Consider the following 15,948-nt stretch of genomic DNA (forward strand, 5'->3'; position numbering starts at 1 on the left):
GACTTATGATGTTTGGCGCTATCAGAAGCAGTCTTTAGTTCTTTATTCTTATTATTTACTCTAATTCTAACTGCAACGCTGGTATATCTTTTCACAGCGTAATGCAAAATATTTTTAAATTTTACTTTTAGACGAAAATTACCTATCATTTACAAACAAGAAACCCCTTTCAAAAAATGAAAGAGTTGATTTACAATGTTTTACCGTAATATGTATAGTTTTAGCGCCAAAAGAGACTGCAAATGTACGAAATAAAATCGGAATAAGAAACAAAAATGACCACTTCGTTTTGAAGTGGTCATTTCAATATGAGTTAATAATATTTTAAGGTTTAGTCCAAAAAGACCATTCTAATCCATTATAAAGCGCAAGCTGGTTGGTAGCCGTTACAAAAACCATCATCCCGGGACTGGGATTGACTATAGATGTATGAGAACTTACTCTTGGTAAAATCATTGCTTTATTGGTATCCGCCAGAACTAAAATTCCTGATGTAGTATCTGTTACCAGACCTCCTATCTGAGTTTTTGAAGTTGACACTTCCAGATTCGTATCTGGCACACCTACTCCTACTGCGGGGCTGAATGCTCCATTCGAAAGATCAAACCAAGTAACCGTATTGTTTCTGTATTTGATTTTTTTGTCTGTAGAATCAAATATTAACGTGCCGGAAACCGGCGTTGTAACGCTCGCAGCAGAAGTGACCCAAGGCAGCACAATTCCTTTTGTTCCTGACGCAGCATTACCCAATTCTAAAGATACACTTGTATTAGCAGGAGCATTAGAATTGGTAGTTTTACCAATTGTTACCTGACTGAATAAAAAACCTGAGATGAATATTACTGTTAATGTTATATATTTTTTCATTTTTTTCTTTTTTATTGAGTAAAATCGTCACATGTCTGCTTTGTATAGCAGAACCACTGTGTGCCGTCATATATTTTTAAACAGTTGTTGGTAGTATCGTACACCATCATACCCTGTACAAAGTTTGCAGGAGCAATTCCGGTTGGCACACTTGGAGTTCCTGTAAAAGGAAGCCTGTTGATCACAAAACCTTTCGTTTTAGCATCCAAAGCAGTATATGCGCCTGTAATTTTCATTGGCCAGTTCCCATTATTAGTACCTGCTCTTCCTAAAGCTGTTATACCATGATTTGTTGGCACCCCGCCTACTCCCGGAGATGTTGCAGGACGGAAACATCTGTCGCACTCTGTGTCTCTAGTACCTGCGCTCTGAGAAGTCCCCAATCCCTGACCTAAGTCTGCGGTTGCATCTGTATTATCAGCGATGCCGGCAACACCACCTGTATTATTTGCCGCATTATTTACTAATAATGGAACACCTCTAACAGCAGCCACAGTGCTTATAACCTGCGAAGGAGTTCCTGTTGTTGTCCCATTTCCTAAAACTCTAATCTGCCCTCTAAGTGACTGCGTTGCAAAGGTTAAAGGATATATCTGATTGTATCGTACAGTTTCTGAACCTTCTAGTGAATCAGCACATCCGTCACCATCAGAATCGGCATCCACATAATTGAGTACAGTATCATTATCGGTATCTACAGTACAGTTCTGTCTATAAACTCCAAAAATAAAACCATGCGGATCATTTCCTCCGGTGATACTCATGATAAATGTAGCAACCTCTTTGGGAATAAAAAAGAAAGTATACCCCTGTGCAGGACTAGCATTCGGCAAACTGGTTGAAAAAACAGTACCGGTCTGTCCTGGAGTTGGCGTAACACCTTCAAACAACGAGAATCTACCCGAGTTAAAAACATCCACATTCTGGATTACCGTCAAGGGAACTGAAAACGTAGAGCTTATTGTCGCACCCTCATTCCCTAAACCTGCAATTCCAATTATATATTGGTAGTCATTATTTGCGGTACTTATTGATTTTGCACTTGCACCAAAATTAAAATTTAAAACTCTTGGAACTCCAGGCGTAGTTCCTCCCGCAACAACATCTAAATAAGTCGTGGAGAAAGATGCGGTTGCAGAGCCATTGACTGTTAACGAAGCGGTGGCATTAGGAGGGGTAAAAGTTCCCCACCCATTTCCTCCAGACGTTTTTGTAATTCTAACACCGCCTTCGGGAAGTGTTGCTCCAGGCGGAACCAAAGGAAAAACTACCGTATTTCCTGTACTTAGTTCTGTTGCCAATGCGGGTGTTACTGTCGCCATTGTGACGGTTCCGGCACAACCTTCAGCTGTATCTAAAATACCATCGTTATCATCATCAAGATCTACACTGTCTGCCAACGCATCACCATCTGTATCTAATTCTACAAAGACTGTTTCGGTACATGTTGTAGTACTTAAACTTATAGTGAGAGCACGTGTACCGACCGCACCACCTCCGGTATAAGTCATATCGACATCAACGTATGTTGTTGTACTCGTCACATTTACACTTTGATTTGCAGTATTAAAGTTGGTTCCGCTTACAGAGATATTATATGTTCCCGGAATATAAACTGCTGTAATAGGAATCCTAAGTGTTCTAGTTGCTGTAACCCCAGGTACAAACGGACTTCCGTTGATAAACGTCGAACCACCACAGACAAACTGAAACGGTATATAATAATCAACAGAAGCTAAATCCTTACTTCCTGTGAAATTTACTGAATTATCAAAAACTCTGTCGACAACAGAAACACCCGTAACTAAATCAATAGTGTAAAGCTGCTGTGGGTTTGTATTATCCACAACGTACATTTTACCATTAAGGTAAGCTGCACCTAAACCATTAGCAATGGTAGCAACAGGACCAGAAATCTGAGCAACTAGTGACGCCGTCGCCGTTGTAGCATTTACCAAGGTAATTCTGTATAAATATCTGTTAGTATCTGCTGAATTTGCGACAACCGTATAAACATTATTCTGATAATCAAATATTGCATCATTAACAAAGATAGTTGTTGTCCCCAAATTCCAAATTGTATCGCCTGTTGCGCCAGTTACAGTGATAGGTGTTGCACTTGGTGTAGGATAAACCCTGTATAAATTCTTTGTATTACTACCAAAGCCAAACACCTGACCGAAATACGTTCCCGGTACGTTATTAGTACCAAACCCACCCATAGCGACTGGAAGGGTTGTCCCAGCTACAGCAGTCCCATTTTTATTAATGGGAGATGCAGCTGTTGTATTTGAACTGATATAAACTAAGGTATTAGGCGCAGTCGGAGCGTCATAACCTATTGCAAGGTTTGTAACGGCTGTCCCTAAATTAGTATTCAATGGTGCAGGAGTATTAATCACTGTAGGTGTAACGCCTGTAGTAATATCATAGATTCTTCCTGTTGTTGCGGAGGAAATATAAATTCTCCCTGCTTGCTGGGAAAACATAGTTGTATTAAACAGCAACACAAAAAATGCTGCTAGCAAAAGTATATTCTTATTCACTTTTTTATTTTTAATATTTTATAAAAGATTCAACTTGATTTATAAATAACCATCAAGTCATTAACTATTAAATATTAAAAATGGGCGGTGGTCTCACAGAAAAGACCTCAGAGAAACAAAAATCTAAAGATTTGTTATTATAGTATAAGAATTGTTGTGAATGAAGAAAATCTAAGGCATTCTGTAAGTATGCTGCGTTTTCAATAAGACATATCTTAGAAAAATCCTGATTTCTGTAGCTTGGTGCTACATAATCCTGATTGATATGAGTGGAAGCCATAAACTCTTCGGAAGAAGGAATGCTATCCAGCTCTTTATGAAGAAAAGACTTTGATCTTTCCTTATGCTGATCAATCTCTTTTTTAATTTTTTTTAAGGCTTCTCTCTCCTTTTTTTCCTCAACTGTTTTAAGCTGGTTTTTAAGATCCTTTTTCTCTTCTTTTCGTGTTTTAGAAGTAACTTTAAGTAAACTTCCTTTATCTCCGTTTTCTTGGTAAGTAAGATCAGAATTTTTTAGAATAATTTTTTTATCACGAATCTGCTTATTGAAGCTCTCATCCTTTGAGAAGATTTTTGCATCATTTTTTAGAAAAATGGTTGGAGAAGCACTACGTCTTATCGTATCATTTTCCTGCGAATATCCCAGTATACTGCAAAAAGACAGCAAACACATTGCTAATATGCGAAAATAATCAAAGCCCTTACTCGTCTTTGAATTATTTACAATATTATTAATATAAAATAGAGATTTTTGCAACTATAACAATTTACAAGCGCAAAAATAACCAATTTATCAGTATTATTACATTAATTTGTTGTTAATATGTGAATTTATCATGTTTCTTTAAATTTATCCAAATAGAATGAAATACAATTTGCCTTGGAAAAATTGAAATAATTCTTCATCCAGAATTATTCTATTTATAATTTGAATTAAATTTATTTTTAAAATAAAAAAATTCATCCAGAACCAAGCAATTAAATTACAGTGCAAAATTTACAGTTAAGGTCTCCAGAATAACAAATTCTCAGTTTAAAACAAGCTACTTTCTCTTACAGATTTAGATGTTCACTCTCCATATCAATTTTTCATATTCATTTTATTTTTAAAAATTATATCTGAATCCCTGTACATCATCCGATCATTATTGATTAATAAACATAAAGAGTGGTGTTTCTCAAAAAACTATATGATTCTCTGAAATAAGTTCAGTACGAAATAATACTCATAAAAAAAGGTCACTATAAAAATAGTGACCTTCATATCTTGTAAAAAGAAACGAATTATTTCAATTCTACTTCAGCACCAGCTTCTTCTAATTGCTTCTTAAGAGCTTCAGCTTCGTCTTTAGAGATACCAGTTTTGATAGCAGCAGGAGCTCCATCTACGATATCTTTAGCTTCTTTAAGACCAGCACCAGTTAAATCTTTTACCAATTTAACGATTGCCAATTTAGATGCACCAGCAGCTTTAAGAATTACATCGAATTCTGTTTTCTCTTCAGCAGCTTCACCTGCACCACCTGCAGCAACTACTACAGCAGCAGCAGCTGGCTCAATTCCGTACTCATCCTTAAGGATAGTAGCTAATTCATTTACGTCTTTTACTGTTAAGTTTACTAGCGTTTCAGCTAAATTTTTTAAATCTGACATTGTTGTAATGTTTTTGTTGATTATTTATTTAATTTTTTGAGAGTAATTATTCAGCAGCTGGAGTTTCCTCAGTGCTTTCTGCAGCAGGAGCTTCTGGAGCCGCCTCAGCAGGAGTTTCTTCTACAGCAGGTGCAGCAGCTTCTTCGGCTGTAGCTTCTGTTGTTTCAGATTTGTTTTGAAGAGCAGAAACAACTCTTTGAATTGGAGACTGAAGCAATCCGATGATTTCACCGATCATTTCTTCTCTAGACTTAATGCTTACTAAAGCATCAAGGTTGTTGTCACCAACATAGAAAGTTTCTTGTACAAAAGCAGATTTTAAAGCCGGCTTCTCTTCTTTTTTTCTAAAGTCTTTGATTAATTTTGCCGGAGCGTTAGCCGTTTCAGCAATCATTAATGCAGAGTTACCTTTGAAAGTTTCGAACATTTCAGAGTAATCTACTCCTTCAATTTGTTCCATTGCTTTTTGCAAAAGTGTGTTTTTCACAACTTTCACTTTGATATTTTGCTTGAAAGCCTGTCTTCTGAAGTCAGAAGATTTTGCAGCGTTCAAACCGTCTAGATCTGCTACATAAACTACTTTTGCATCCTGAAGCAAGTCTTTGATCTCTTGTATTGCTACAACTTTTTGGTCTTTTGTCATTGTCTTAAGGATTATAATTAGTTAACAGATTTACTATCAATTGCAATACCCGGGCTCATTGTAGAAGACAAATAAATGCTCTTCACATAAACACCCTTAGCAGCAGTTGGTTTCATTTTGATCAATGTCGAGATTAATTCCTGAGCATTTTCTTTCAATTTGTTAGCATCAAAAGATACTTTACCGATACCTGCATGGATAATACCGTATTTATCAACTTTGAAGTCAATTTTACCAGCTTTCACTTCAGTTACTGCTTTACCAATATCCATCGTTACAGTACCTGATTTCGGGTTAGGCATTAAACCTCTTGGACCTAATACTCTACCTAACGGACCTAATTTACCCATAACAGCCGGCATAGTAACGATAACGTCAACATCTGTCCAACCATCTTTTATTTTCTGTAAATATTCGTCAAGACCTACATAGTCTGCACCTGCTTCTTTCGCTTCAGCTTCTTTATCCGGTGTAACCAATGCTAAAACTTTAACATCTTTACCAGTACCATGAGGAAGAGATACAACACCTCTTACCATTTGATTAGCTTTTCTAGGATCTACACCCAATCTTACAGCGATATCTACAGAAGCATCAAACTTTGCAGTGTTTACTTCTTTTACAAGAGCAGCACCTTCTTCAAGGTTATAAATTCTTCCTTTTTCTACTTTGCTTAAAGCTTCTTTTTGCTTTTTAGTTAATTTTGCCATTTCTATTAGTTTTAAGCGTTAGTTGGTTTAGTTCCTGTTACTCTTAATCCCATAGATCTAGCAGTACCTGCAACCATAGAAAGAGCAGAATCCATCGTGAAACAGTTTAGATCTGTCATTTTATCTTCTGCGATTTTTTGAACCTGAGCCCAAGATACAGCACCTACTTTGTTTCTGTTTGGTTCTCCGGATCCTCCTTTGATTTTAGCTGCATCCATTAACTGAATTGCTGCAGGTGGAGTTTTAATAACGAATTCAAAAGATTTGTCTTCGTACACTGTAATCACTACAGGCAAAACTTGACCTGGCTTATCCTGAGTTCTTCCGTTAAATTGTTTACAAAACTCCATGATGTTCACACCTGCAGAACCCAAAGCTGGACCTACTGGTGGAGAAGGGTTGGCAGCGCCACCTTTCACCTGAAGTTTAACCATTTTAAAGACTTTTTTAGCCATTTTTTAATTTTTAATAATGAATAATTAATGAGTTTGGAAGCATTTATTATTCAGTAGAATTACCTACTCACATACAGCAACCCTACTTTTCGGATTGCAAAATTATGAAAATTATTTTAAATAGCAAAAGTAATTGATTGATTTTTAGAAAGAATATGAGATTTATGGAAAAATTTCTGAAAGTATATTCCCATGCAAAGAATATATCCTGTAACACCACCATTTTAATACCCAATAAAAGTAATCTTTCATCAGGACGAATAAACTTAAATTACAATCAAATAATTATTAAACTTATAAAAACATATAATAATATCTAAAGTAAACCCAAGTCATCTTAATTATAAATAATACAGGGAAAGTTTTAATAAAAAATAACATTCATTTGTTTGCATTTCTTACAAAACTAACCTTAGTGAAGAAAATAAATATTAGAAGGACTTTAACTTTGTATTATTATGAACAAAAAATACCGCTCATTTCTGAACGGTATTTTAATATATTTGAAAAGTATTAAACTTTCTCTACCTGCATAAAGCTTAACTCCATAGGAGTTTTTCTTCCAAAGATCAAAACAGAAACTTCTACTTTCTTCTTGTCTTCCAAGATTTTTTCAACGGTACCATTGAAACCATTAAATGGTCCGTCGATTACTTTTACATTTTCACCAACGATGAAAGGAATTTCTGCATCTGAAGCAAATTCTGAAAGTTCATCCATTCTGCCAAGCATTCTGTTAACCTCAGATTTTCTCATCGGAACAGGATCTCCGCCTTTAGTTAAACTTAAAAAAGAAATTACACCGGGAATATTTTTGATCACGTGAGGAATCTCTCCCATCAACTCTGCTTCTACCATCAGATAACCAGGATAATATGGTCTTTCTTTTGGTACTTTTTTCCCATTTCTCAGCTGAATAACCTTTTCCATAGGAATAACCACCTGAGTAACGTACTGCTCAAACCCTAAACGTTTGATTTCTGTCTCAATATAGTTTTTCACTTTATTTTCCTGTCCGCTGATTGCTTTCAGCACATACCATTTCAATTCGCTCATTATTGGAAAATACTTTTTTAGTTGAAGGTATTGATTAGTATTCCGATGATATTACTGATTGCTTTAGAAAACAATTCATCAACACCAAAGGTAAACAATGCTAAAATAACAGTTGCAATAGTAACTACAATAGTTGAAGACTGTAAGTCTGACCACTTTGGCCATTCTACTTTATGTCTAAATTCGTGATAAGAACCTTTTAAAAATTCTACTAAGCTCATTATTTTCTTTTTGCACGGGCACAAGGATTCGAACCCTGATCAACGGTGTTGGAGACCGGTATCCTACCATTGGACGATGCCCGTAGATTATAAAAGTTCCGTAAGTTTCCTTACGGAACTTTAATTATATTAAGATGATTAGTCTAAGATTTCAGTAACCTGACCAGCACCAACTGTTCTACCTCCTTCTCTGATCGCAAATCTAAGACCTACGTTAAGAGCGATTGGCTGTAACAATTCTACTGTAATAGTTAAGTTATCACCAGGCATTACCATTTCTACACCTTCTGGTAAGAAGATCTCACCTGTAACGTCTGTAGTTCTTACATAGAACTGAGGACGGTATTTGTTGTGGAATGGAGTGTGACGTCCACCTTCTTCTTTAGAAAGAATATAAACCTCAGCTTTGAATTTTTTGTGTGGCTTCACAGAATCTTTCTTAGCGATTACCATACCTCTCTTGATGTCAGTTTTTTCAATACCTCTCAACAATAGACCTACGTTATCACCAGCCTCACCTCTGTCTAGGATTTTTCTGAACATCTCAACTCCTGTAATAGTAGAAGTTAATTTTTCGTCACCCATACCGATGATATCTACAGGATCTCCTGTATTGATAATACCAGCTTCGATTCTACCAGTTGCTACAGTACCTCTACCTGTAATAGAGAATACATCTTCGATAGGCATCAAGAATGGTTTCTCTTGATCTCTAACAGGAAGTTCGATCCAAGTATCAACAGCATCCATCAATTCTTCAACTGATTTGAACCATTTGTCATCAGGAGTACCATTAGTAGCAGCAGTAAGTGCACCAAGAGCAGATCCAGCGATTACCGGAGAGTTATCTCCATCATACTCATATTGAGATAAAAGATCTCTAAGTTCCATTTCAACAAGCTCTAACAACTCTTCGTCGTCAACCATGTCAACTTTATTCATGAAAACAACAATTCTAGGTACATTTACCTGACGGCAAAGTAAGATGTGTTCTCTAGTCTGAGGCATAGGACCGTCAGTTGCAGCACATACCACAATAGCTCCATCCATTTGAGCAGCACCAGTAACCATGTTCTTAACATAATCGGCGTGACCTGGACAATCTACGTGAGCATAGTGTCTAGCTTCAGTTTCGTACTCAATGTGAGCTGTATTGATAGTAATACCTCTTTCTTTTTCTTCTGGAGCAGAGTCAATAGCAGAGAAATCTTTTTTCTCAGCAAGACCTTTGCTAGCCAATACAGCAGAAATCGCTGCAGTAAGTGTAGTTTTACCATGGTCAACGTGACCAATAGTACCAATGTTCAAGTGTGGTTTGTTACGATTAAACGTTTCCTTTGCCATGATATTAAATTATTTATTTTATGTTTATTCAAATTTTCAGTGTGCAAATATAATGAATTTTTAAATACTAAAATCTTTTTGTTTGAAAAAAAAGTAATATTCAAATTCAAAAAGTGCAGACCAACATTTTTTGTAAAATTGAACTGCAAATTTATAACAAAAAATTGAATTAAAAAAAACACATTCTAAATCCAAGATGATTTTTCTGTCGTATATTTAGCTGAAACTATTAATTAAAATAAATTATTATGAAAAAACTATTCAACATTTGTCTGGCTACTTTTGCCTTCATCACGGTATTCTCTTGTGATGATGATGATGAAATGAGTATGCCGGAAACACCCGTAGCAGGACCTGATGTAATGGTTTACGGATTAAGTGCCAACAATGAACTTTTAGCTTTCAATGCTAATAATGCATCAACATTTACTTCTACTAAACCTATTACCGGGCTTGCATCCGGAGAAAAATTGTTAAGTATTGATTTTAGACCTGCTACCGGAGAGCTTTATGCCGTATCAAGTACGAGTAAATTCTATATCATCAATACTACTACCGCAGCTACACGAGCTGTAAGTACTACTGCTTTTTCACCTGCCATTTCAGGAACGATTGCATCTATAGATTTTAATCCCACTGTTGATAGAATCAGATTGGTTACCAACACAGGACAAAACCTCCGTCTGAATCCCGAAACCGGAGCGTCAGTAGCTACAGATGGTAGTATTGCAACTACATCTTCAATCGCAGGAATTGCATACACCAACAGTAAATCTGGTGCTACATCTACTATTTTATATGATTTGGATTTAACTTCCGGTAAATTATTTAAACAAGATCCTCCCAATAACGGAACTTTAGTTGAAGTAGGAAGTTTAGGTCTTACATTTACCGGTCAGGCTGCATTTGACATTAATCCTGACAACACTGTTGCTCTGATGGCAGTAACCAACGGAACGCAAAACGCACTATATAGTGTAGATCTTGCTACAGGAAAAGCATCAAGCATTTCATCTCTAGCCCAAAAAGTAATTGATCTTGCTATTCCTACCAACCCGGTTGCTTATGCAATTGACAATGCCAACGCTTTACAGATATTTGATCCAAACAAACCTGCAACAACTGTTACAAAACCACTTACAGGATTACCAGCTGGGGAAAATATTTTAGGAATTGATTTCAGACCTCTGAATGGACAATTGTATGCTTTAGCTTCAGGAAATGGTTCTAGCAAAATCTACACAGTAAATTTGGGTAATGGCGCTTTAACGCAAGTTGGAACAAATCCACTTTCTACTCCACTGGTTGGAACTGAATTTGGCTTTGATTTTAATCCAACTGTTGACCGAATTAGAGTTGTAAGTAATATGGGACAAAATCTACGTTTGAATCCGATTGACGGTAGCGTAAGTGGAGTTGACGGAGGAATTAATCCCACTCCTGCTTCTGTGAGCTCTGCTGCATATACGAACAACTTTGCAGGTGCAACCACAACATCATTGTTTGTTATTGATGTTAATACAGATAAATTATACTTACAAAATCCACCAAATAATGGTACACTTGCCGAAATTGGAGCTTTAGGTTTAAACATCACAGGAGCAAACGGATTTGACATTGGAAGTACAAGCCAGAAAGCATATTTAGTTGCCTCTGTAGGTGCTGAAACAAAAATTTACACGGTAAATACTACCAACGGCTCTACAGCCTCTTTAGGAACTTATCCAAATCCGGTAAGAGGATTTACGATAGGTTTAGGATTCTAGAAACACAGTCTTGATTATATAATGAAGCCCGAGATAGATATTCTATTTCGGGTTTCGATTTTTATAGGATAAATGAAAGAGAATAAACTGTTATATGTTGAATTATTTAAAGATATCTATATTCGAATATTTGGTTTGTAGGCTTTCAAGAAATGAATTTAAGGTTTTACTTGAGAGAGCTTTCGTGAAATTTCCCTGACTGGAATTCCATTCGGAAGTTTTGAATGTTTTTTCCTGCAGAGATTTCCACTCGTTTTCCATCAACAGTAATTCGCTTATAAATGACTGTATGATTAAATTTAGTGAGTCCTATTTTTATTTTTTGCTCACCGAATTACCTTGTTTTTATTTGAATTATTATGATATACCAAAAAACACAAAAAAGCCTTTAAATATTACTATTTAAAGGCTTTTTGTGTTTTAGTTTCTCAACTTGCGGAGAGAGAGGGATTCGAACCCCCGGACCTGTTACAGTCAATAGTTTTCAAGACTATCGCAATCGACCACTCTGCCATCTCTCCATAACTACTATGATGTCGTTGTTTTGGTGGTGCAAATATAATATGTTTTTTTGAATCTCCAAAATATATGTCTAAATTTTAAAAGAAAGATTTTCGCTCAGTTTAAAAGTCTTGGAATTAAATACACGAAAATGAAATTTTGAGAAAAAAAATATCCCGAAGAAATCGGGATGAAAGTTGAGCCAACTACGGGACTTGAACCCGTGACCTCTTCCTTACCAAGGAAGCACTCTACCGCTGAGCTAAGTCGGCATTAAAAGAAAAAAATCACGCTGTAAAAGAGTGATTTTTGAGCGGAAGACGAGGGTCGAACTCGCGACATTCAGCTTGGAAGGCTGACGCTCTACCAACTGAGCTACTTCCGCAATTTTGTTTCCAAAATTATTGGTAAACGCTGTACAAATTTGAGAAGAAAACTTTTTAAACTTGTACATTTTTTTTAATATAAAATGTGGGGAGAGCAGGATTCGAACCTGCGAAGCCGAAGCAACTGAGTTACAGTCAGTCCCATTTAGCCACTCTGGAATCTCCCCAGATATTTTATATTAAATTGAGCCTCCAGAGGGACTCGAACCCACGACCTGCTGATTACAAATCAGCTGCTCTAGCCAACTGAGCTATGGAGGCAATTTAATAAAAACTGAAAGCCATCAGAGAAACTCTACCCTGTGCTGCATCAGCAGTTAAAAAAAATCACGCCAATGTGGTGTGAAATTGAGCGGAAGACGAGGGTCGAACTCGCGACATTCAGCTTGGAAGGCTGACGCTCTACCAACTGAGCTACTTCCGCAATTTTGTTTCCAAAACTATTGGTAAACGCTGTGCAAACTTAGGAAAATCCTTTTAAATCTGCAAGTCTTTTTTTAATATAAAATGTGGGGAGAGCAGGATTCGAACCTGCGAAGCCGAAGCAACTGAGTTACAGTCAGTCCCATTTAGCCACTCTGGAATCTCCCCAGATATTTTATATTAATTGAGCCTCCAGAGGGACTCGAACCCACGACCTGCTGATTACAAATCAGCTGCTCTAGCCAGCTGAGCTACGGAGGCAAATAAAAAAGATTTCAAAAAACGATTATTCCTTTTTGCGAGTGCAAATATAGAACAGATTTTTTGAAATCTCAAACTTTTTTATAAACTTTTTATAATTTATTTTCTAAGCTAATTCTTTTTTCTTGATTAACAGTTTCTTAGCTGCATCAACACATTGATCTAAACTATCTTCAAAAGTTGTACTTGTCTTTTTTACAACAATATCGTCACCCGGAACGACCAAGATAAGCTCTGTTGTCTTATTGGCTTTGTCTGAATTATTTTCTACTTTCAAGAATACTTTGCATTCCTGAAGCTTGTCGTAAAACGTATTAAGCTTACTTACTTTTTTGTCAACGTGCGACTCTAATGGTTCGTGTGGAGTTAAGCCGATTGCTTGTACTGAAATCTTCATAATTCTTCTTTTTTAACAGCTCTTGGATGAGCTTGATTAAACACTTTTTTCAACTGTTCTATATTAGCATTCGTGTACACCTGAGTGCTTGCGAGACTAGAATGCCCTAATATTTCTTTTACTTTAGATATCTCTGCCCCATTATCCAAAACATGCGTAGCAAAGCTATGTCTCAGGATATGTGGACTTCTTTTTTGCTTCGAAGTAACAAGACTAAGGTACTTATTAACCACTACATAAACAAATTTTTCTGTCAGTTTTTTCCCCTTTCTGTTGACAAAGAAGTATTGTTTAAAATCTTCGTGAGGTTTTCTGATTTCCAAATAGCTTTTAAGTAGTTTCGCTAAGTCGGGAGAAATAGGAACATACCGTTCTTTATTTCCTTTACCCAGAATCTTCAATTGTTCTTCTTCGAGGTTTACACTCTCAAATATTAAGCCACAAAGCTCAGCTTTTCTGATTCCTGTTTGATACAAAACCTCAACAATGCATTTTTCTAAGATATCATTAACATTGACAAGAATCTCATCCTGAAGCACCTCCATTTCCTCCATAGACATGGGAATTTGTTTTTCTGCATAAAATTTAAGGGAATTGACAGTTTCCACAGGAGAAACTTCTATTTCGCCTAATCTTAAAAGAAATAAATAAAAACTGCGGAGTGAGGACAACTTGCGATTGATACTTCTTTTTGAAATATTATTCTCACTGAGTTCAACGATAAAATTTCTGATTATTTTTTTATCGGCTTTGACAATATTTTCAGAACCTTCCGTTTTAAGATAAAAGGAGTAAAAATCATCAAGATCTTTACGGTAGCTTGTAATGGTATGAGGCGAATACCTCTTTTCGAGCTGTAGATAGTCTAAAAACTTCTCTCGCATAATGTATATATAAAACAAAAATCACTCCTCAAATATAACTATTTAAGAAGTGATTTAGTATGTGTTTAAGAAAATTCCTTAAGCTTGTTCTTCCTTGCTTAATCCTCTTTGCTTATAAGCTGCTTTCAGCCTAGATTGTCTAAGAGTTACAGAAGGCTTGATAAAAGCTTGTCTAGATCTTAATTGACGAACTGTACCAGTCTTATCAAATTTTCTCTTGTATTTTTTCAGTGCTCTATCGATGGATTCACCATCTTTTACAGGTATTATTAACATAATTTACATCTCATTTTGGATTGCAAAAGTATAACTTTTTTCTTGATAAGCAAATTATTTTAAACTAAAAATGATATTAATTTTTCAAATTTCCTAAAAGCAACTTTAATATGAATTCAATTTAAAGAAAATATTGTATCTTTGTTGTTACTAAAACATGGGGTTGACTGGTTTCGACAGCAAGACCAATGGGTAAGTAAGCATGCAGAGAACCGTAGCGCGATCTCTTTAATCCCTTGCTACAAACTTTTAACTGGCAACGAAGAGTTCGCTCTTGCAGCTTAATCCGAATAAAGTAAGATTCAAGCGCTTTCCCGAAGATAGTAAGGAAGCAAGATGTCTCACAAATGCTCTGTTCTGCGGCGTTTGATTCTGAGATATAGTAATGCAGAAATAAGGTTTTAAATGCTTCGGCTAAAACTCGAAAACCTCAGAAGATAAGCTGGAAGTTGGGTGTTTACTCTCTGCCTCCAGTCGAAAATCAATAGTAAAATAAGCATGTAGAAATCTTATGTATTGCTTGTTTGGACGAGGGTTCGAATCCCTCCAACTCCACTTAAAACCCTGTAAATTATTGATTTACAGGGTTTTTTATTTTTGGGTGCTAGATTAGGTGCTAATATTAAATATAGGATATTTCTCTTATATGAAAAAATTTGAGGCAAAGATTTATTCTTATCACTAAAAGGAAGTCGTTTTATCTAATAGAGTATCTGTTGAGGCCTTTTACTTTTCCCCCATAGAAACCATTTAGCAAAAATTCACCAACAAATCTACATTCTTATTGAAGTCTAAGTATAGAGCCCTCGAATAAATTCTCTACTGTCTTTACAAATAAAAGTTCCTTCTGGGGTACTTAAAACTCTCTGTAACTACTGTTAACAAAGAGTTTTTTATTTTAAGGGGGAACAAAAAGGGGAATACGATATTTGAGATTTCTAATTTGTGCTATATTCAAATATTTTCTTTTAATAGACTTACTTTGTTTTTAGTTCCGTCTTGGAACTTATGGCTCATAAATTTACTATTAAAGAGATATAGTATCTTTCTCTTTAATTTATCTTTATTTCCTTTAGACTGGCGGATCAGCAGGAGACGATCTTTAGTTTTGATATCAGAGATCTACAATTCCAACACCTCGCTAAGACGCAGACCGCACGAATATATTGTGGTAAGAATAGCTTTATGTTTTAAATTCTCCGTAGCATCCAATACCTGTTTCACCTCTTCAAGGGTAAGAAATTTCGGTAATTTATGTTCTTTGCGTTTGGGATAGAGATGTTTTAAACTGATCTGGCGGTTGAAGATTTCCTTATAAAATTTGGTAATAGTGGCGATCATTGCTTTTTGATATGATTGCCCTATCTTCATCTTGTCGACAAGCCAGACAATAAAATCTTCAAGTTGTTGTTAGGTTATATTTTCCGGTTTATGTTTGGAAGATAATTTAAGAAAATAGCTGAGATGTGAAGCGTAGGTCTTAATACTTTTCTCGGCATATCGTTGCATTCGAAGGATCACTATGAATTGATCGGTCAGATTTTCATTCATCATATAAT

At 35.9% G+C, this 15,948-nt stretch carries 16 protein-coding genes, 9 tRNA genes and 1 other RNA gene; 2 read left to right on the forward strand and 24 right to left on the reverse strand.

Annotated features, from left to right (window positions below):
* Window positions 1-324 precede the first annotated feature (324 nt).
* The 11 genes from ACZZZA_RS02030 to tuf form a co-directional block, all read right to left on the reverse strand.
* A complete protein-coding gene (locus tag ACZZZA_RS02030) occupies window positions 325-867 on the reverse strand; it encodes a hypothetical protein (RefSeq protein ID WP_463429595.1) in 543 nt (180 codons plus the stop codon).
* An 11-nt stretch (window positions 868-878) separates the two neighbouring features.
* Window positions 879-3,413 (reverse strand): beta strand repeat-containing protein, encoded by a 2,535-nt coding sequence (locus tag ACZZZA_RS02035; protein WP_463429596.1) that lies wholly within the window; start codon window positions 3,411-3,413, stop codon window positions 879-881.
* A gap of 67 nt (window positions 3,414-3,480) precedes the next feature.
* Window positions 3,481-4,080, reverse strand: a complete 600-nt coding sequence (locus ACZZZA_RS02040; protein ID WP_463429597.1) for a hypothetical protein — start codon at window positions 4,078-4,080, stop codon at window positions 3,481-3,483.
* Window positions 4,081-4,697: 617 nt separating this feature from the next.
* Window positions 4,698-5,066, reverse strand: a complete 369-nt coding sequence (gene rplL, locus ACZZZA_RS02045; protein WP_463429598.1) for a 50S ribosomal protein L7/L12 — start codon at window positions 5,064-5,066, stop codon at window positions 4,698-4,700.
* A gap of 46 nt (window positions 5,067-5,112) precedes the next feature.
* Window positions 5,113-5,709, reverse strand: coding sequence for a 50S ribosomal protein L10 (rplJ, locus tag ACZZZA_RS02050; RefSeq protein WP_463429599.1), 597 nt, complete (start codon window positions 5,707-5,709; stop codon window positions 5,113-5,115).
* Window positions 5,710-5,726: 17 nt separating this feature from the next.
* On the reverse strand, window positions 5,727-6,419 hold the full coding sequence (rplA, locus tag ACZZZA_RS02055) for a 50S ribosomal protein L1 (protein ID WP_463429600.1): 693 nt from the start codon (window positions 6,417-6,419) through the stop codon (window positions 5,727-5,729).
* 11 nt (window positions 6,420-6,430) lie between these two features.
* Window positions 6,431-6,874, reverse strand: coding sequence for a 50S ribosomal protein L11 (gene rplK, locus ACZZZA_RS02060; protein WP_162088342.1), 444 nt, complete (start codon window positions 6,872-6,874; stop codon window positions 6,431-6,433).
* A gap of 513 nt (window positions 6,875-7,387) precedes the next feature.
* Entirely contained in the window at window positions 7,388-7,930 is a 543-nt protein-coding gene (gene nusG, locus ACZZZA_RS02065; RefSeq protein ID WP_047444878.1) for a transcription termination/antitermination protein NusG, read from the reverse strand.
* 17 nt (window positions 7,931-7,947) lie between these two features.
* On the reverse strand, window positions 7,948-8,151 hold the full coding sequence (secE, locus tag ACZZZA_RS02070; protein ID WP_463429601.1) for a preprotein translocase subunit SecE: 204 nt from the start codon (window positions 8,149-8,151) through the stop codon (window positions 7,948-7,950).
* Between the two features lie 13 nt (window positions 8,152-8,164).
* Window positions 8,165-8,235 (reverse strand) — tRNA-Trp (locus tag ACZZZA_RS02075).
* A gap of 54 nt (window positions 8,236-8,289) precedes the next feature.
* Complete coding sequence (gene tuf, locus ACZZZA_RS02080; RefSeq protein ID WP_463429602.1) at window positions 8,290-9,495, reverse strand: elongation factor Tu; 1,206 nt, start codon at window positions 9,493-9,495, stop codon at window positions 8,290-8,292.
* Between the two features lie 248 nt (window positions 9,496-9,743).
* Here tuf and ACZZZA_RS02085 point away from each other — a divergent pair, with 248 nt between their 5' ends.
* Window positions 9,744-11,261, forward strand: coding sequence for a DUF4394 domain-containing protein (locus tag ACZZZA_RS02085; protein ID WP_463429603.1), 1,518 nt, complete (start codon window positions 9,744-9,746; stop codon window positions 11,259-11,261).
* A 102-nt stretch (window positions 11,262-11,363) separates the two neighbouring features.
* Here ACZZZA_RS02085 and ACZZZA_RS02090 read toward each other — a convergent pair whose 3' ends face one another.
* The 12 genes from ACZZZA_RS02090 to rpsU form a co-directional block, all read right to left on the reverse strand.
* Entirely contained in the window at window positions 11,364-11,522 is a 159-nt protein-coding gene (locus ACZZZA_RS02090) for a hypothetical protein (RefSeq protein WP_463429604.1), read from the reverse strand.
* Between the two features lie 175 nt (window positions 11,523-11,697).
* Window positions 11,698-11,782 (reverse strand) — tRNA-Ser (locus tag ACZZZA_RS02095).
* 180 nt (window positions 11,783-11,962) lie between these two features.
* Window positions 11,963-12,034 (reverse strand) — tRNA-Thr (locus ACZZZA_RS02100).
* Between the two features lie 40 nt (window positions 12,035-12,074).
* Window positions 12,075-12,147: transfer RNA gene (locus ACZZZA_RS02105), tRNA-Gly, on the reverse strand.
* Window positions 12,148-12,234: 87 nt separating this feature from the next.
* A tRNA-Tyr gene (locus tag ACZZZA_RS02110) sits at window positions 12,235-12,315 on the reverse strand.
* A gap of 20 nt (window positions 12,316-12,335) precedes the next feature.
* Window positions 12,336-12,409, reverse strand: a tRNA-Thr gene (locus ACZZZA_RS02115).
* Between the two features lie 90 nt (window positions 12,410-12,499).
* A tRNA-Gly gene (locus tag ACZZZA_RS02120) sits at window positions 12,500-12,572 on the reverse strand.
* An 86-nt stretch (window positions 12,573-12,658) separates the two neighbouring features.
* Window positions 12,659-12,739 (reverse strand) — tRNA-Tyr (locus ACZZZA_RS02125).
* Between the two features lie 19 nt (window positions 12,740-12,758).
* Window positions 12,759-12,832, reverse strand: a tRNA-Thr gene (locus tag ACZZZA_RS02130).
* Window positions 12,833-12,938: 106 nt separating this feature from the next.
* Complete coding sequence (locus tag ACZZZA_RS02135) at window positions 12,939-13,229, reverse strand: HPF/RaiA family ribosome-associated protein (RefSeq protein WP_463429605.1); 291 nt, start codon at window positions 13,227-13,229, stop codon at window positions 12,939-12,941.
* Window positions 13,226-14,113 (reverse strand): tyrosine-type recombinase/integrase, encoded by an 888-nt coding sequence (locus tag ACZZZA_RS02140; protein ID WP_463429606.1) that lies wholly within the window; start codon window positions 14,111-14,113, stop codon window positions 13,226-13,228. The genes ACZZZA_RS02135 and ACZZZA_RS02140 overlap by 4 nt, the downstream gene beginning before the upstream one ends.
* A 78-nt stretch (window positions 14,114-14,191) precedes the next feature.
* Window positions 14,192-14,389, reverse strand: a complete 198-nt coding sequence (rpsU, locus tag ACZZZA_RS02145; protein ID WP_034723363.1) for a 30S ribosomal protein S21 — start codon at window positions 14,387-14,389, stop codon at window positions 14,192-14,194.
* A 159-nt stretch (window positions 14,390-14,548) separates the two neighbouring features.
* Here rpsU and ssrA point away from each other — a divergent pair.
* Window positions 14,549-14,947, forward strand: a transfer-messenger RNA (tmRNA) gene (gene ssrA, locus ACZZZA_RS02150).
* Window positions 14,948-15,511: 564 nt separating this feature from the next.
* Here ssrA and ACZZZA_RS02155 read toward each other — a convergent pair.
* Window positions 15,512-15,760: a site-specific integrase gene (locus ACZZZA_RS02155; RefSeq protein ID WP_027387421.1), complete on the reverse strand. Its 249-nt coding sequence runs from the start codon at window positions 15,758-15,760 to the stop codon at window positions 15,512-15,514.
* Between the last annotated feature and the right edge of the window lie 188 nt (window positions 15,761-15,948).

Source organism: Chryseobacterium sp. AC405b (assembly GCF_979258685.1).